Annotated in this window: 22 protein-coding genes; 19 read left to right on the forward strand and 3 right to left on the reverse strand. The window is 34.6% G+C overall.

Annotated elements, in window-relative coordinates; all coding sequences use genetic code 11:
* Positions 1-139 precede the first annotated feature (139 nt).
* The 18 genes from rpsH (at position 140) to ACQ5J2_RS07230 (ending at position 13664) form a co-directional block, all read left to right on the forward strand.
* A complete protein-coding gene (gene rpsH / locus ACQ5J2_RS07145; RefSeq protein ID WP_432673032.1) occupies positions 140-538 on the forward strand; it encodes a 30S ribosomal protein S8 in 399 nt (132 codons plus the stop codon).
* Between the two features lie 12 nt (positions 539-550).
* On the forward strand, positions 551-1093 hold the full coding sequence (gene rplF, locus ACQ5J2_RS07150; protein WP_432673033.1) for a 50S ribosomal protein L6: 543 nt from the start codon (positions 551-553) through the stop codon (positions 1091-1093).
* 11 nt (positions 1094-1104) lie between these two features.
* Positions 1105-1455: a 50S ribosomal protein L18 gene (gene rplR, locus ACQ5J2_RS07155; protein ID WP_432673034.1), complete on the forward strand. Its 351-nt coding sequence runs from the start codon at positions 1105-1107 to the stop codon at positions 1453-1455.
* 6 nt (positions 1456-1461) lie between these two features.
* A complete protein-coding gene (gene rpsE / locus ACQ5J2_RS07160; protein WP_432673035.1) occupies positions 1462-1983 on the forward strand; it encodes a 30S ribosomal protein S5 in 522 nt (173 codons plus the stop codon).
* Between the two features lie 12 nt (positions 1984-1995).
* On the forward strand, positions 1996-2178 hold the full coding sequence (gene rpmD / locus ACQ5J2_RS07165; protein ID WP_432673036.1) for a 50S ribosomal protein L30: 183 nt from the start codon (positions 1996-1998) through the stop codon (positions 2176-2178).
* 12 nt (positions 2179-2190) lie between these two features.
* Positions 2191-2643, forward strand: coding sequence for a 50S ribosomal protein L15 (gene rplO / locus ACQ5J2_RS07170; protein ID WP_432673037.1), 453 nt, complete (start codon positions 2191-2193; stop codon positions 2641-2643).
* 13 nt (positions 2644-2656) lie between these two features.
* On the forward strand, positions 2657-4006 hold the full coding sequence (gene secY, locus ACQ5J2_RS07175; protein WP_432673038.1) for a preprotein translocase subunit SecY: 1350 nt from the start codon (positions 2657-2659) through the stop codon (positions 4004-4006).
* Between the two features lie 5 nt (positions 4007-4011).
* Positions 4012-4227 carry a translation initiation factor IF-1 gene (infA, locus tag ACQ5J2_RS07180; RefSeq protein ID WP_007136545.1) on the forward strand — a complete coding sequence of 72 codons (216 nt, stop codon included), beginning with the start codon at positions 4012-4014 and terminating at the stop codon, positions 4225-4227.
* A gap of 5 nt (positions 4228-4232) precedes the next feature.
* On the forward strand, positions 4233-4349 hold the full coding sequence (ykgO, locus tag ACQ5J2_RS07185) for a type B 50S ribosomal protein L36 (protein ID WP_073370549.1): 117 nt from the start codon (positions 4233-4235) through the stop codon (positions 4347-4349).
* Positions 4350-4352: 3 nt separating this feature from the next.
* Positions 4353-4727, forward strand: coding sequence for a 30S ribosomal protein S13 (gene rpsM, locus ACQ5J2_RS07190; protein ID WP_432673039.1), 375 nt, complete (start codon positions 4353-4355; stop codon positions 4725-4727).
* Positions 4728-4735: 8 nt separating this feature from the next.
* Positions 4736-5119 (forward strand): 30S ribosomal protein S11, encoded by a 384-nt coding sequence (rpsK, locus tag ACQ5J2_RS07195; protein ID WP_432673040.1) that lies wholly within the window; start codon positions 4736-4738, stop codon positions 5117-5119.
* 137 nt (positions 5120-5256) lie between these two features.
* Entirely contained in the window at positions 5257-5862 is a 606-nt protein-coding gene (gene rpsD, locus ACQ5J2_RS07200; RefSeq protein ID WP_432673041.1) for a 30S ribosomal protein S4, read from the forward strand.
* 20 nt (positions 5863-5882) lie between these two features.
* Positions 5883-6875, forward strand: coding sequence for a DNA-directed RNA polymerase subunit alpha (locus ACQ5J2_RS07205; RefSeq protein ID WP_022828380.1), 993 nt, complete (start codon positions 5883-5885; stop codon positions 6873-6875).
* 62 nt (positions 6876-6937) lie between these two features.
* Entirely contained in the window at positions 6938-7432 is a 495-nt protein-coding gene (gene rplQ, locus ACQ5J2_RS07210; protein ID WP_432673042.1) for a 50S ribosomal protein L17, read from the forward strand.
* Between the two features lie 304 nt (positions 7433-7736).
* Positions 7737-10448, forward strand: a complete 2712-nt coding sequence (locus ACQ5J2_RS07215; RefSeq protein ID WP_432673043.1) for a T9SS type B sorting domain-containing protein — start codon at positions 7737-7739, stop codon at positions 10446-10448.
* Between the two features lie 180 nt (positions 10449-10628).
* Complete coding sequence (locus ACQ5J2_RS07220) at positions 10629-11153, forward strand: CPBP family intramembrane glutamic endopeptidase (RefSeq protein WP_432673279.1); 525 nt, start codon at positions 10629-10631, stop codon at positions 11151-11153.
* A 115-nt stretch (positions 11154-11268) separates the two neighbouring features.
* Positions 11269-12375 (forward strand): glutamine-hydrolyzing carbamoyl-phosphate synthase small subunit, encoded by a 1107-nt coding sequence (gene carA, locus ACQ5J2_RS07225; protein ID WP_432673044.1) that lies wholly within the window; start codon positions 11269-11271, stop codon positions 12373-12375.
* A gap of 371 nt (positions 12376-12746) precedes the next feature.
* The gene (locus tag ACQ5J2_RS07230) at positions 12747-13664 is read left to right on the forward strand and encodes a hypothetical protein (protein ID WP_432673045.1); all 918 of its coding nucleotides are present in this window, start codon (positions 12747-12749) and stop codon (positions 13662-13664) included.
* A 163-nt stretch (positions 13665-13827) separates the two neighbouring features.
* Here ACQ5J2_RS07230 and ACQ5J2_RS07235 read toward each other — a convergent pair whose 3' ends face one another.
* The gene (locus tag ACQ5J2_RS07235; protein ID WP_432673046.1) at positions 13828-14253 is read right to left on the reverse strand and encodes a hypothetical protein; all 426 of its coding nucleotides are present in this window, start codon (positions 14251-14253) and stop codon (positions 13828-13830) included.
* Between the two features lie 55 nt (positions 14254-14308).
* Positions 14309-15664: a M28 family peptidase gene (locus ACQ5J2_RS07240; RefSeq protein WP_432673047.1), complete on the reverse strand. Its 1356-nt coding sequence runs from the start codon at positions 15662-15664 to the stop codon at positions 14309-14311.
* Positions 15665-16544: 880 nt separating this feature from the next.
* Here ACQ5J2_RS07240 and ACQ5J2_RS07245 point away from each other — a divergent pair.
* Positions 16545-16823 (forward strand): hypothetical protein, encoded by a 279-nt coding sequence (locus ACQ5J2_RS07245; protein WP_432673048.1) that lies wholly within the window; start codon positions 16545-16547, stop codon positions 16821-16823.
* Between the two features lie 125 nt (positions 16824-16948).
* On the opposite strand, the gene ACQ5J2_RS07250 is transcribed toward ACQ5J2_RS07245, so the two are convergent.
* Entirely contained in the window at positions 16949-17653 is a 705-nt protein-coding gene (locus ACQ5J2_RS07250) for a T9SS type A sorting domain-containing protein (RefSeq protein WP_432673049.1), read from the reverse strand.
* Positions 17654-17684 lie beyond the last annotated feature (31 nt).

The raw sequence follows: 17684 nt of genomic DNA on the forward strand, positions 1-17684 counted from the left end.
ATATATCAACAGATAGTTGTAAGTTTGCCGGCTTTTAGTCACGAACTCACAACTGTCTGTTCGTTATAAAATAGAGTTTTAATGGTTTCAGGTTCCTCCGGATGGTCCGGATGAATACCAAAATCGCAATTTAATACATATGTATACAGATCCTATTGCGGATTATTTGACAAGAGTACGTAACGCTGTGGCTGCAAACCACAAAGTTGTGGAAATTCCTGCATCTAATCTAAAAAAAGAGATAACTAAAATCTTATTTGATCAAGGTTATATCTTAAGTTACAAATTTGAAGATAATGCCGTTCAAGGTAGTATCAAAATCGCTTTGAAGTACGATAAAGAGACTAAAGAAGCGGTTATCAAAGATATCCAAAGAATTAGTAAACCAGGTTTACGTAAGTACGCAGGTGCTTCTAAAATACCAAGAATTCTTAATGGTCTTGGAATTGCAATTGTTTCTACATCAAAAGGATTGATGACGGGAAAACAAGCTAAACAATTAAATATTGGTGGCGAAGTAATTTGTTACGTATACTAAAAAACTAAAGAGATGTCAAGAATAGGAAAAAATCCCGTTGTAATCCCTGCTGGAGTAACTGTTGAAGTTGCGAATGGTATGATTACAGTAAAAGGAAAATTAGGGCAACTTTCGCAAGAATTTTCAGATGTAACTGTGAAGGTTGAAGAAGGTCAAGTTCAGGTGGAAAGATCATCAGATCACAAAGACCACAGAGCAAAACACGGATTGTACAGATCACTAGTAAACAATATGATTATTGGTGTTTCTGATGGTTTTACTAAATCGTTAGAATTAGTTGGAGTAGGTTATAGAGCTTCTAATCAAGGTCAAAAACTTGATTTAGCTTTAGGATATTCTCATAATATCGTTTTACAAGTAGCTGATGAAGTTACTTTAGAAACTATTTCAGAGAAAGGTAAAAACCCGATTGTAAAGTTAACCTCTCATGATAAACAATTATTAGGAGCGATTGCTGCAAAAATTAGAGGTTTCCGTAAGCCAGAACCGTACAAAGGGAAAGGTGTGAAATTCGTAGGTGAAGTATTAAGAAGAAAAGCAGGTAAATCAGCTTAAAAAATAAAAGTATGTCATTAACAAAATCTGATAGAAGACAGAGAATTAAATTCAGAATTAGAAAGATTGTTAGCGGAACTGCTGCTAGACCAAGACTTTCTGTATTCAGAAGTAACAAAGAAATTTACGCTCAATTAATTGATGACGTAACAGGAAAAACTTTGTTAGCTGCATCTTCAAGAGAAAAAGGAGTAAATAAAGGTACAAACGTTGAAATCGCTTCAGCTGTTGGAAAACTTGTTGCCGAGAAAGCTGTTGCAGCTGGAATCGATACAGTAACTTTCGATAGAGGTGGTTATTTATACCACGGACGTATCCAATCATTAGCAGAAGGCGCTAGAGCCGCTGGACTTAAATTCTAATATAGTATGTCTAATTATAAAAACGTAGAATTGGTAAAACCTAGCGGACTTGAATTAAAGGATCGTTTGGTTAGTGTAAATCGTGTTACTAAAGTTACAAAAGGTGGTAGAGCTTTCGGTTTTTCTGCAATTGTAGTAGTAGGTGATGAAAATGGAGTTGTTGGTCATGGTTTAGGTAAATCTAAAGATGTTTCTGAAGCAATTGCGAAAGCAGTAGAAGATGCTAAGAAAAATCTTGTGAGAATTCCTCTAAACGGACACTCAGTTCCTCACGAACAAAAAGGTAAATTTAGTGGTGCTCGTGTAAACTTAATTCCTGCCTCTCATGGTACAGGAGTTATTGCTGGTGGATCTGTTCGTGCAGTTCTTGAATCAGTTGGTATTCACGATGTATTGTCTAAATCTCAGGGATCATCAAATCCTCATAACGTAGTAAAAGCAACTTTTGATGCTTTGTTACAAATGAGAAGCGCTTATACTGTTGCAAAACAAAGAGGTGTTTCTTTAGAAAAAGTATTTAAAGGTTAATTCAAGGAAATTATGGCGAAGTTATTAGTAAAACAAGTTCGAAGTCAAATCAACTGTCCACTTACTCAAAAAAGAGGATTAGAGGCTTTAGGACTTCGTAAAATGGGACAAGTTGTAGAGCATGAGTCAAATCCTGCTATCCTTGGGATGATAAATAAAGTTAAACACTTAGTTTCTGTAGAGGAAACTAAATAACAAATAATAGTTATGAATTTAAGTAACTTACAACCAGCTGAAGGTTCAACACATAATCAAAATAAAAGATTAGGTAGAGGAGAAGGTTCTGGAAAAGGTGGTACTTCTGCAAGAGGTCACAAAGGAGCAAAATCTCGTTCTGGTTATTCTAAAAAGATTGGTTTTGAAGGAGGGCAAATGCCACTTCAAAGACGTGTGCCTAAGTTTGGTTTTACAAACATCAATCGTAAAGAATACGAAGGTGTTAATCTTGATACACTTCAAATGATGGTGGATAATGGTTCGATTACAGATACAGTTGATATGACTGTTTTTGTTTCAAATCGTTTGGCTAGAAAAAATGAAATTGTTAAGATTTTGGGAAGAGGAGAGTTGACTGCTAAAATAAAAGTAACTGCTCACAAATTTACTGCTACTGCAAAAGCGGCTATTGAAGCTGCTGGTGGTGAAGCTGTAACATTATAATTTTTTTAGCAATATGAAGAAATTTTTAGAATCATTAAGTAACGTTTGGAAAATTGAGGAGCTGAAAAACAGAATCCTAATTACATTAGGACTGTTAATCGTTTATCGATTTGGAGCACATGTTACTCTTCCAGGTGTTGATGCAACACAGTTAGCAAACTTATCTGGACAAACAGACAGTGGAATTGGATCAATTCTAGATATGTTTACTGGTGGAGCGTTTTCAAAAGCATCAGTATTTGCATTGGGTATCATGCCTTACATTTCTGCTTCTATTGTAGTGCAATTGATGGGAATAGCAGTTCCTTATTTGCAAAAACTACAAAAAGACGGCGAAAGTGGAAGAACAAAAATCAACCAAATTACACGTTGGTTAACCATCGGAATTACGTTAGTACAGGCTCCAGGTTATATCTATAACTTGTACAGAACGATTCCAAATGCAATCATAGCTTCGTCAAACCCTGAAATGATTTCACAATTTTCATTCTTATTTTCTTCTGTAGCGATTTTAGTTACGGGAACCATATTTGCAATGTGGTTGGGTGAAAAAATTACGGACAAAGGTATCGGAAACGGTATTTCTCTATTGATTATGGTAGGAATTATTGCACGTTTGCCACAAGCATTCATTCAAGAATTTACTTCTACTATTACCAACAACAATGGAGGACCTATGTTATTGGTTTTAGAAGTAATCATTTGGTTATTAGTAATTGTAGCTTGTATACTTTTAGTAATGGCTGTAAGAAAGATTCCAGTTCAATACGCAAGGCGTACAGTTTCTGGAGAGTTTGAACAAGATGGAAACCGTCAGTGGATTCCTTTAAAATTAAACGCTTCTGGAGTTATGCCAATCATTTTTGCCCAAGCAATTATGTTTATTCCGGCAGCTGTAGCGGGTCTATCAGATTCAGATACTTCGCGTTCAATCGCAGGTGCTTTTAGTAACATGTTTGGATTTTGGTACAACCTTGTGTTTGCTACTCTAATTGTTGTATTCACGTATTTTTATACTGCAATTACAGTCCCAACTAACAAAATGGCGGATGATTTAAAAAGAAGTGGAGGCTTTATTCCAGGGATTCGTCCAGGAATTGAAACTTCTGAATTTTTAGATAAGGTGATGTCATTGATTACTTTCCCAGGTTCTTTATTTCTTGCTTTAATAGCTGTGTTCCCGGCGATTCTTGTAAGTATTATGGATGTACAACAATCTTGGGCAATGTTTTTTGGAGGTACGTCATTGATTATTATGGTAGGTGTCGCTATCGATACCATCCAACAAATTAATTCGTACTTATTAAACAAACATTATGACGGTTTGATGAAAAGTGGTAAAAACAGAAAAGCAGTAGCTTAAATTTTATGGCTAAACAATCAGCAATAGAACAAGACGGGTCAATCATCGAAGCATTATCAAATGCGATGTTCCGTGTAGAATTAGAGAATGGACATATTGTAATTGCCCATATTTCAGGAAAGATGCGAATGCATTATATCAAATTATTACCTGGTGATAAAGTGAAACTGGAAATGAGCCCTTATGATTTGTCAAAAGCAAGAATTACTTATAGATATTAAAGGATATGAAAGTTAGAGCTTCAGTAAAAAAGAGAAGTGCCGAGTGCAAGATTGTACGACGAAAAGGCAGATTATACGTAATCAACAAAAAGAATCCTAGATTTAAACAAAGACAAGGATAAATTATGGCAAGAATAGCAGGGGTAGACATCCCGAAAAACAAAAGAGGAGTTATCGCTTTGACTTATATCTTCGGAGTAGGAAGAAGTAGAGCTATTGAGGTTTTAGAAAAAGCTCAAGTTAGCCAAGATAAGAAGGTTCAAGAATGGAATGACGACGAGATTGGAGCAATCCGGGAAGCTGTTGGATTTTTCAAAATTGAAGGTGAGTTACGTTCTGAGGTTTCATTACACATTAAACGTTTAATGGATATCGGATGTTACAGAGGAATACGTCATAGATCTGGTCTTCCGTTAAGAGGACAAAGAACTAAAAACAACTCTAGAACGAGAAAAGGTAAAAGAAAAACTGTTGCTAACAAGAAAAAAGCAACTAAATAATAAGTAGTATGGCTAAAGCAAGTGTAAAAAAGCGTAAAGTTATCGTTGAATCAACAGGTGAAGCTCACATAAGTGCTACTTTTAACAACATCATCATTTCTTTGACTAACAAAAAGGGTGAAGTTATTTCATGGTCTTCAGCAGGTAAAATGGGTTTCAGAGGTTCTAAAAAGAACACTCCGTATGCAGCTCAAATGGCAGCCGAAGATTGTTCTAAAGTAGCTATTGAAGCAGGATTGAAAAAAGTTAAGGTGTATGTAAAAGGACCAGGAAACGGACGTGAGTCTGCAATCCGTTCTTTGCATAACGGTGGAATCGAAGTTACAGAAATTATTGATGTAACTCCAATGCCACACAACGGATGTCGTCCTCCTAAAAGACGTAGAGTATAATTTTATACTTGAAATGTTGCAAATAAAGTATTTGTAACTTTTAAAAAATGTAGTATAACAAAAAGGTAGAACTCAGATTATCGAAGGATATGACCTGAATTCATAATCTCTACCTTAAATTAAATTTTTATAAAAAAATGGCAAGATATACTGGTCCAAGTACAAGAATTGCTCGTAAATTTGGCGAAGCAATTTTCGGAGATGATAAATCTTTCGAAAGAAGAAGTTACCCACCTGGTCAACACGGACAGGCTAAAAAAAGAGGTAAAAAATCGGAATATGCAATACAGTTAATGGAAAAGCAAAAAGCTAAATATTCTTATGGAATTTTAGAGAAACAATTTCGTAACCTTTTTACAAAAGCATCTGCAGCTCGTGGAGTAACAGGTGAAGTTCTTTTGCAACTTTGCGAAGCGCGTTTAGATAATGTAGTTTTCCGTATGGGAATTGCTCCAACGCGTCGTGCAGCTCGTCAAATTACATCTCATAGACACATCACGGTTAATGGTGAATTGGTAAATATTCCATCTTGCCACTTGAAACCAGGTGATGTTGTTGCAGTTCGTGAAAAATCTAAATCTTTAGAGGCTATCGAACGTTCTTTATCTAATTCTAGTCACGTTTACGAATGGATTACATGGAATAACGATACCATGCAAGGTACTTTTGTTACTGTTCCTGCTAGATTGCAGATTCCAGAAAACATTAAAGAACAACTTATCGTCGAATTGTACAACAAATAATAATTGACTTAGTCGAAATTATGGCAATATTTAATTTTCAGAAGCCCGATAAAGTTATCATGATCGATTCAACCGATTTTGAAGGTAAGTTTGAATTCAGACCTTTAGAGCCTGGTTACGGATTGACCGTTGGTAACGCACTTAGAAGAGTTTTGCTATCCGCTTTAGAAGGATATGCGATAACATCTGTTAGAATTGAAGGAGTAGACCACGAATTTTCTACTATTTCAGGTGTTGTTGAAGACGTTACAGAAATTATTCTTAACCTTAAACAAGTGCGGTTCAAACGCCAGATTGATGACGTAGATAACGAATCTGTTACTATTTCTGTATCTGGGAAAGATCAACTTACGGCAGGTGATTTCCAAAAGTTTATTTCAGGTTTTCAAGTACTAAATCCAGAGCTAGTTATCTGTAATTTAGACAGCAAAGTAAACCTTAACATTGAACTTACTATCGAAAAAGGTAGAGGATATGTTCCAGCAGAGGAAAACAAAAAACAAAATGCAGCAATAGGAACAATTTTTACAGATTCAATCTTTACTCCAGTAAAGAATGTAAAGTATGGAATTGAAAACTTCCGTGTAGAGCAAAAAACAGATTATGAAAAATTAGTTTTTGAAATTAAAACTGATGGTTCAATCAATCCAAAAGATGCACTTACTGAAGCAGCTAAAGTTCTTATTCACCATTTCATGTTGTTTTCTGATGAAAGAATTACACTTGAAGCAGATGAAATTGCACAAACTGAATCGTATGACGAAGAGTCATTACATATGAGGCAATTGCTTAAAACTAAGCTTGTTGATATGGATCTTTCAGTAAGAGCGTTGAATTGCTTGAAAGCGGCAGAGGTTGATACACTTGGAGATTTAGTATCTTTCAATAAAAATGACCTAATGAAATTCCGTAATTTCGGTAAAAAATCTTTAACAGAACTAGACGAACTAGTTGCTATTAAAAATTTAACCTTCGGAATGGATTTAGCAAAATACAAATTAGATAAAGAATAAATTACTTCATATTTTGCTCTCCAAAGCGGATAGTAGCAAGATGAAGTTATAAAAAACACGTCATGAGACACGGAAAAAAATTCAATCACTTAAGCAGACAAAAAGGACATAGAGCTTCTATGCTTGCTAATATGGCTTGTTCTCTTATTGAGCACAAACGTATTAACACAACTGTTGCTAAAGCCAAAGCGTTAAAACAATTTGTTGAGCCGCTTATTACAAAATCTAAAGATGATACAACTCATAACCGTCGTATCTGTTTCGCTTACTTACGTAGCAAATATGCTGTAACTGACTTGTTCAGAGACGTAGCTGCTAAAGTAGGAGATCGTCCAGGTGGTTACACACGTATCATTAAAGTTGGAAATCGTTTAGGAGATAATGCTGATATGGCAATGATTGAACTAGTAGATTTCAACGAAATATACAACGGTGGTAAAAAAGAAGAGAAAAAAGCTAAAAGCCGTCGTGGTGGTAAAGCTAAAAAATCTGAAACAACTGACAAAGCTCCTGAAGCTCCAGCTGCAGAAACCGAAAGTAATGAAACTGCTGAGTAAGGCACTTTATTATTTAGTACAATTAAAGGATAAACATTTTGTTTATCCTTTTTTTTTTTGCTTAAATAGTAAATATTCATTGTCTGGTTTTACACTTAATTTGCTTAATCTTTACATCTGGTGGTAGTTATGTTTGTTTTTTATGACTTGTTAAAATAATGTAAATGGTTATTTTCCTAGAACTTATTGTTTTACCTTGCCTACTGTTTGAAATTTATTTTTAAAACATCTTCTTTATCAGTAAAATTTAGGGCAAGTAATTTTTTCGTACACTTCTACCTTTTTTTTTTAAATTCAAGTTTTCATGAATAGCAACAAGCTTATTTTGTTTTTCAATTATCATAGTATCCTATTAATTTTGATATTTGTGCCTGCTTTTTGCCTTTCCCAAAATCAAACAAATAATTGGTATTTTGGAAATAATGCTGGATTGAATTTCAGTAACGGAGATGTTGTAGTTGTAGAGAATGGAGGTATGCAGACACCAGCCGGATGTGCTACAATCTCTGATAATGATGGTAATTTATTATTTTACACAAATGGACAAACAGTTTGGAACAGCAATCATCAAGTCATGGAAAATGGTGATGGTTTATTTGGTCAAGCTTCCGGTAACCAATCTTCAATCATTATTCCGAAACCGAATGATCCAAACACATATTATATTTTTCATACAAGAGAAGTTGTGGAGACAAGTCCAATTTATTATATAGCTGGAATCTACTATTCTGAAGTAAAGTTTACTGCGCAACACCCTCTTGGGCACATAACCGATAATAAGAATTTGCGTATTGCCGAAGTTTCTTCTACTACAAGACTCGCAGCTATTCATCATCCAGAAACCAATACCACTAGAGTAGTTTGTATAACGAAGCAAGACCCTGTGTTTGGTATAATTATTCCGGATGGTAAATATATTTTTAGAATTTTTAACGTGACGCAAAGCGGTATCAATACTACACCAATTAAAAGAGAAATAAATGAAAATTTAGGTACGCTTGGTGCTATGAAAATTTCTCCTGATGGTAACTTTCTCGCGTTTGCCGACGATATTAATCAGAAAATTTATTTCTATAATTTTGATAACGATGTTGTTAATTTTACTCCCTATTTTACCATGCAAGCAATCCCTGCATTTCAAATATTTTTGAATCCATATGGAATTGAATTCTCTCAAGATTCTAAAATGTTTTATTATACAGGAGGAAATTATGTGGTGCAATTTCCTTTCACAGCTATCAATGATCCTATACCATTTGAATATTATTTAATGCCTGTGTCAAACCCAGGATCAATACAGTTGGCTAGAAATGGTAGGATATATGTAGCACAGGGAACTTCGGATAATTCCATTGCACATTTAGCGGTGATAAATTATCCTGAAAGAGTTGGTGCTGATTGTAATTTTCAGTCTTCAGCTATACAATTTACAGATGCAACTTCCACAAGAGGATTACCACTATTCATAGCTTCTGAATTAAGAAATAGAATAATTCCTTCCGAGGACGATTGTGTGGACAAGCCCTTTACTTTTGAGCTAGATGCCTATGCAGACATACAATCTGTTTTATGGGATTTTGGAGATGGAACTAGCTCGACCGAGAGTAGTCCAACGCATCTTTTTAGTACAGGAGGAATTAAGACGGTTAAAGCTACTATTATAATAAATAATCAGCCAATCGTACTATACAAAAAAGTAGAAGCATATCCATTACCTTTTTTGCCTCCAAATCAAATCTTGACACAATGCGATATTGATAACGACGGAGAATCAGTTTTCAATTTAGAAAACATTAAAGATTTTGTGTCAGATGGAGCCGAATTTATATATACTTTCTATAAAAATAGCGATGATGCAAATGATGATACCAATCCAATACAAAACCAACAGTTTTATACAAATATTTCAAACCCTGAGGAAATTTTTGTAAAGATGTTAACCCCATTTGGATGTACATCGATAGCTAGTTTTCAGCTTGAAAATTACTCACCCAATACGCAGCCAATAAAGGATTATTTTGCTTGTGAAAATTCTGATAACATCTTAAATAATTTTGAAGGCAAATTTAATTTAGGTAACATTGAAATTGAAATTAGAAATGAGTTTGGTCTTTCTCCAGATTTTACTGTTAATTTTTTTAGTAGTTTAATTGATGCGCAAACTAAAATAAATCCACTGGGTAGATATTATACGGGAGTTTCCACAATTATTTGGGTCAGAATTGAAGATGAAAACTTTAACTGTTTTGGAGTGATACCGTTTAATGCTGTTGTAAATTCAAATATTTCCGTTGATATCGAGAGTGTGTATACTATTTGTGACCCAAGTTTGCATCCAACAATCATTCTTGATGGTGGCATTAGTAATGATACATGGACTTGGAAAAATCAAAGTGGCGCCATCATTTCTACTCAACGATTGTTTCAACTGCTTCAAGTTGGCTCTTATTCTGTAACAGTAGAGAAGGTGGAAAATGGGCTGACTTGTTCCGTTAAAAAAAACTTCATCGTTAAAGGAATAACGAATCCTGAATTTTTAGACGTGAAAGCCGAAGATGGAGAGATTTATGTTTCTATTAAGGGAAATAGCACCTATGAATTCTCTCTTGACGGCGTAAGTTATGTTGGTTTAGGTACTTCATATACCTTTGGCGGTGTTCGTGCAGGTGTTCAAACAGTCTACGTAAAAGATATAAATAATTGCGAAAAAATAATTAGTGTTGAAGTCTATTTACTAAACATTCCAAATTACTTCACTCCAAATAATGACAGTTACAACGACATATGGAAAATAGCGGGTTTGTCAGATCAGTTTTACACTAAAGCTGAAATACTAATCTTTGACCGCTATTCAAAGCTGCTTCATAAAATGAATCTCTATGAAAATGAAGTAGGTTGGGATGGAATTTATAACAATCAAACGCTTCCTGCATCGGACTATTGGTACAAAGTAACTTTAACCGATTTACAAAATAATTTGATTGTCAAAAGGGGACATTTTAGTTTACTCAGATAACAACTGCAGTAATTTTATCCTTAAACTTACCGCTTGCTATTACTTTTAAAATTTATGAGACAGAATTCTTCGGCACTTTTAAAATCGCTACTTCTGTTTTTTACTTTTTTTGTCCTTCAAATAGGTCTACTATTCCTGTTTCATTATTTATTTGCTAAAACAGAAGTCAACGATTTAATGATGATAGCTATTGACGTAAGTTTTATAATTTGCATAATACTTAGTTTTAGATTTTTAAAGATTAACAGTCTTAGTTCTACCCCTTCTAATACTGCGGTTTTATACTTTATATTGTTTTCAATACTTTCCTTTCTGTGGTTTCTCGTCTGTCCACTATTTAAAATCGACCAACAGCAATGGAGTATAGATTTGACATTCACTACACGAAAGATAACTGATGTAACCACAAATCCAACTTTTTTCACGGTTTACGGTCTCCTACGCTTACTAGTGATTGTTCCTGTTTTAGAAGAACTGTTTTATCGAAAACTCATTTTTTCAAGTTTACTTGAGAAGCATGGTGTTTACATTTCAATCATTATCTCTAGTCTTTTATTCAGCATTGGGCATTTCGATTTCAACAACAGTATTATTTTTTTTATATTCGGAATACTATTGGGTGCTACCTATTGGAAGACAAGGAATTTGTATTATCCTATTCTTATGCACATTTGTATCAACGCAATGACTTTATTTTTTGTTTAAAATAATGTTCCATACACGTTTCTATTTCCTAAACTTAATTGTCAATAGTGCACATTTACGTAAAAAAAACTAAATTTGCACCCGACAACTACAAGACAACACACAACTACAACACATGAAGTACACAACACGACAAAAAGCCATACTTTTACTAAGTGATGGAACTATTTTTCACGGGAAATCTATTGGGATTGAAGGAACCACTTTTGGTGAAGTTTGTTTCAATACCGGAATGACGGGCTACCAAGAAATTTTTACCGATCCTTCTTACTTCGGACAAATCATGGTGGCTACGAATCCACATATTGGGAATTACGGGGTGAACGACAAGGAGGTAGATTCTAACTCTATCAAAATATCGGGATTGGTTTGTAAAAACTTTAGCTTTAATTATTCAAGAGCAGGTGCTTCAGGAAGTCTTGAAGATTATTTTAAGGAGCAAAATCTAATTTGTATTTCTGATGTTGATACTCGTGCTTTGGTAAGTTACATTCGCGATAATGGAGCGATGAATTCGGTGATTTGTACTGATGGAACGCCAATTGAAGAACTAAAAGCGGCATTGGCAAAAGCACCAGACATGAATGGCTTAGAGCTGGCTTCGAAAGTTTCTACAAAAGAACCTTACTTTTGGGGCGATGAGAATGCCAAATATAGAATCTCTGCTTTAGATTTAGGGATTAAATACAATATCCTTCGTAACTTTGCACAACGGGAATGTTACGTTAAAGTATTTCCTTTTGACGCGACGTTCGAGGAAATGGCTGCCTTTAATCCAGACGGGTATTTCTTGTCTAACGGTCCTGGCGACCCGAAGCCTTTAGTAGGTGCTCAAGAAATGGCTAAGAAAATATTGGAAACTAGTAAGCCACTCTTCGGAATTTGTTTGGGGCATCAAGTGATTGCATTGGCACACGGAATTCCTACTTACAAAATGTTTAACGGACACAGAGGAATCAACCATCCGGTAATGAATTTGATTTCTGGTAAAGGTGAAATCACTTCTCAAAACCACGGTTTCGCGGTTGAAAAAGAAGCTTTGGAAAACCATCCTGATTTCGAAATCACACATTTACACATCAACGACGGTACAATTGCAGGAATGCGAATGAAAAATAAAGATTGCTTCTCAGTACAATACCACCCGGAAGCGAGTCCTGGGCCACACGATGCTTCATATCTTTTTGATGAGTTCATCGAACGGATAGAGAAATCTAAATAATAACTTATGAGCCTGCAATTTTTGCAGGCTTTTTTAGTTTTATAGTTTACTTTAGTTCAACTACTAACTTTCTGATGAAGTTAAGTTGAATAGTTGATTTATCTCGCAGAGGCGCCAAGACGCAAAGATTAAATGTTACACTTCGGGTCTTGGCGCCTTTGCGTGATTTATGTATAGAGTAGGCTTTTAGTGAAATACTATTCAAATTTTGTAAAAATGTTTAACATTACTTTCTCCTTAACGTACCACGAATATAATCAGCAGAAAATACCACCACACTTTGCTGTCTGGATTTTATTACCTTCACAACGCCAAAATAGTACGTTTCAATCATGACATTGTTCCAACGCTGTAACAAATAAATTACTTATATGAAATTACTAATCTCAGTTTTACTATTTGTTAATTGGTTTTCAACCGCTCAAAGCAAAAAACATCTGCTTCTTGATGCAGCAAGTAAAAAACCTATTGAGCAAGCAAATATTGATTTTCTAAATGGAAGCGGAACACATACGGATGAAAAAGGACGTTTTAATTTAGATAAAAACGCTTCGTCTATAAGGATTTCTTATATTGGTTATCAATCTTTAGATTTGAGAACAAATGCTTTACCTGATACTATTTTTTTAAAGCAATCCACAGAAGTACTAACTGAAGTTAGTGTTGCTGGAGAAAAAAGAAAGTACCAGAGGATTTTCCCCAAAAGAGCAATTAATAATTACTTTATGGAAAATTTTGGTACAGGAGCTCCTATTTCAACTATTTTAATGAAAGCTATTTTTATTCCAAACGAAAGTAAGGATACATCTAAAATTATTTCAAAAATTATTCTTTATCCTACTGATTATAATACTGTTTCTTTAGGTCGTAACGCAAAATTTAAAAAACAGAAAGACCAGAAGTTCGCACCTTTTAAAATCAACTTGTATACCGTAGACACCTTAATTGGTATTCCGGTTCGGCAGCTATTTGTGAAGGACATAACGGTTCAATTGCAAGAAGGCGAAACCAAATTGATTTATGAATTGACTTTAGAACAACAACTTAACTTTCCTGCTGAAGGCATTTTTATAAGTATTTCAACTTTTGATAAGGAATATTATGAAGCTATTGGTTTTAAAACAGGACCTGCATTCAAAACCATTGGTATTTCGGAGGAAAGCGCGTTTAAGGTTTATGAAAAAAGTTTCGCGTTTTATGAAGAAGGCAACCCGAATGCTAAATGGTTTCGTGACAAAAGCATGTGGGATAGAAAGAATACCTATTATGTGGGTTTAGAAATTTATTAGACGAGTAAATTTGTAAGTTTCGCTGCTTATCAAACGTGTTGAAAAGTTTAAGTAATAACTAGTAAATTTTTAAATATCATCAAATACTTCTGTGGTAAAAACATGACACGAAAATATAGTTAAAAGGGTTTAATTTCTTCACTTTGTCTATGGTTTTTTGCGTTTATTGGAATATAAAATCAAATACTTCTTGTGGTAAATCTGTAAATAGTACATCTTTAGTAATTTCGCAGTTTTGCCATGGAGTCAATAAATAGTAATACTTTTCATAATAAAAAGAAGAAAGCGCTCCACCTGGTAAGGAAACACAAGAGTTGGTAACTTGCTCTGTCATGTCGTCATTTATAAACTCCTCAGTTATTTTCTCTGCGTTAAAAACGTAAAATACAGCAAATTTTGAAGCGTCTGATTTAGATGTGAAATGTATTTCCCCTATATTATCAATGGAGAAGTATGTTGTGATATTTGTCTTAAAATCAATAGTGTATTGCGAAGATTTAAAAGTATCCCAATCTGATTTAAAAACTTGAGCATTTACTTCTTGCAAATAGCAGGTAATAAGGAGTGAAAAAGCTAATATATATTTCATTGATTTGCTGGTTTTGTATAAATAAATCTACAGTTAGTTTGAATAATTATTAGTTCTATTTCCTCCTAAACGTAGTCCTGATAATATCATTAGGAAACACCACCACACTTTCGTGTCCTGATTTTGAAACCGAGACAACGCCAAAATAAAAGTTATCAATCATGATACCTTCTAATTCAAAACTATCTACATTTCCTACATATCGGCTGAATTCCCACTGAGGAGAAGTTGTTAACCGCCAGTATATCTTATATCCTGCAACATTTGAGTCGTCTGTTTTGTCCCACTTTAGCTTGGTGTTGGGTTCTACAACGCCTCCAATAAGTACATTTTTAGGTGTTGTTGGTGCCCAAGCCAATGCTGCTAGCGTAATTGCATTTACGGCAGTCAGCTTTTTAGCGTAAGCAAAATTCACGCCTTCTATAACATCGCCGTATTTAACACCGTTTTCAGTTCGTAGGTCTTGGTGTTGCCGGTTGTAGTTTTCGTGGGCTTCCATAATTCTTACTCCAGCAAAACCCATATCGTTAAAGGGTTTGTGGTGTCCTCCTCTTCCAAAACGGTCGAGTCTGTACACCATCATCGGGTTCATTTCGGGCATGTAAGTCAGTGTTGTTTTGTGAATAAAGCGTGCCAATTGTCGAGAAATACCATCCACTTCACCGCCATAATATCTTCGATTGGACTTTTCTTTTTCGGTTTCTATAAACGGGGTTGGTTCAGAAAAGATGCGGAATGTTCTGTTGTCTATCACGCCATCCACGCCTTCGATATTGCCTATCATGTCGTTATTTAGCACGGCCACAATGTCCCAATTGTTCTTTTTAGCATACTCGGCAAAGCCTTTTCCACCAAACAAGCCTTGCTCTTCTCCGGACAATCCTAGGTAAACAATATTGCAATCAAACTTATATTTTGACAATACTCTTGCCGCTTCCATAGTTCCTGCCATTCCCGTGGCATTGTCATTGGCACCTGGGGCGTCGTTTTTGAAGTCTATCGGGTCCGAATTTCTACTGTCAATATCGCCCGTCATAATAACGTAGCGGTTTGTTTTCTTGGCACTTTTTTGTACGGCAACCACATTTACAATCCATGTATCCTTAGGGACACGTTCGCCCACATTGGTGGTTACATAATCTTTTTGGTAAAAAACTTCTAAGCAATTCGCACATTCTTTTGAGGTTTTGTCAAATTCGGATTTTATCCAGCGTCGTGCAGCGCCAATTCCCCGCTTGGTTGAAACGGTATCGCTAAAGGTATTTCGAGTACCAAAGTTGGCTAAAGTTCTAATGTCGCTTTCAATTCTTTCGGCAGAAACATCTTTTATAATGTCATAAATGCGTTGGTCTGTTTGTGAAAACGACCATTGACTCAGAAGGACGAGTAGGAGTAGAGCGCTGTGTTTCATTTGTTTTTATTTCAAATTTAATGAAAAGGAATGAATTTGCCGTACTAACTTAAAAAAGTAACGCCTAGATAAGAAGAATTTATAAATTGTTTAAAGGTTTGTTTTTTACTTGCGCAAAATTAAAAATGCAGACTACAACCTTGTTATTAATTGCCACTAAACATGTTATTTCTCAGCCCATTATAGTGTGCCAATTATAAATTTTAAACTTCATATTATTCCTATACAATCTAATTACTTTATTATACTATATAAAATTTTAGGTATAGGTTACGAAACTTTTGGTAAGGGTTAAGAATCTTTGGGTATGGGTTATGGAGCTTTGGGTATGGGTTAAGAAACTTTTGGTAAGGGTTATGGAGCTTTGGGTATGGGTTAAGAAACTTTTGGTAAGGGTTATGGAGCTTTGGGTATGGGTTACGAAACTTTTGGTAAGGGTTAAGAAACTTTGGGTATGGGTTACGGAGTTTTGGGTATTGATACCGAATTCGTCTGTATTTAAATTTAAAGGTGGAAAACCACTCTTAAAAATATAAATATAGGTATTTAAATTATTAAAAATCAATTGGTTGCTTTGTTTTTTAAGACAGAGAATTTACAAACTTAAAATACTCCCCTAGTAAATGGTAGCGGAAATGAGGTGTTTTGATTTAGAAGTTTAATAGGGAATGTAACGGGATGAAAAGGCAGAATTTAGGTGTTTGAGAGGTGTATATTGTTGTTGAGTAATATAATCTAGGACGGGAATAGAGAGCTATTTGCACAGCGTTGTGAATTTCGGAGAGCTGCTTTATATAGGAATTCAGAAAATACAATTACTTTTACTTAATTGAATTAAACATAAAAACTTTACTTTGTCCTCGAACTTAATCTCCACATTATGAAAGAAAAGATATATCTAGGCTTAAGCATTTTACTTTTATTTGCAGTATTCTTTGCCATAACATCAGGTGATGTGGTTGTTGGTGTTTTAGACAGTACGCTTCCTTTTCAATGGATTTTGCTATTGATTGTCACTATGCTCTTTCCGCTTTTAAATGCTGCGGAAATAATAATCAATAGGGACTCTTGGAATGTGCTTTATTGGATTGGATTACTTTTAAATGTAATTGCGATTATTTTTGTAATGCGGTTTTTTAAGATTGAATTACTGTATTAATTTAAAACACCATAAACTTTTAATGGTCGGTGACCTGAAAGCTTTATGGTGTTTTATTTATGGCTATAAAGAAAGTGCTAATTTACAGCTGTTTTCGTACCGATGTGAACTTGTTAAATTAAGGGTTATTTTTTAATTAACTTCTTTACGGAAGTTCCGGTTTCAGAAGTGATTTTTAAATAGTAAACTCCGGTGGCTAAATTGTTGATGTCTACTTGTGTTATAGTATTGGTTAAGTGTTCGGTTTTTTGAAGAATGCCTATGTTGTTGTAGATTTCTAAAGTTGTACTTTTTGTAAATGAATTGTTCAGGTTGATTTCAATAAAATCTTCGGAAGGATTGGGGTAAAAACTGAATGACTCTTTATTGAATTGTGAAGTTGATAAAGCAACATCGGAATAAATGGCTTGTTTATTAAACGCTGAATTAATAATTAATGTTTTGACTCCTTCTGTTTCCGAAATTGAATAAGTGAAATAGGAGGTGAATGCAGGACTGGAATCAATTCCGTCTGTAAATACAGGAAAATAAATTTCTTGATAAATTGCTGCATCTGCATCTTCGCATAAATTTAATGTTATACTATAGTTTGAAAATGAAAATTGAGTAGTATTGTTTTCAAATACCACTGGACCAAACAAACTGTTGCAAGCGTTTGTAGAAAGATTCGTCGGTGAAAACATCAGAATCATATTTGAATTTGGCGGAATAGTATCCGCTCCGTTTACGATAACATTGTGCAAATACCAAGTGTTGTTAAAAATTTGAGGGTCTTGAGCAAAAGAAAAATTTAGTGTTGTTAAGAAGAATAAAGTGTAAAGTTTTTTCATGATGTGGTTGTTTTAGTTAGGAGTGAGATGT

The organism is Flavobacterium sp. SM2513 (assembly GCF_050908145.1).
Lineage (GTDB): Bacteria > Bacteroidota > Bacteroidia > Flavobacteriales > Flavobacteriaceae > Flavobacterium.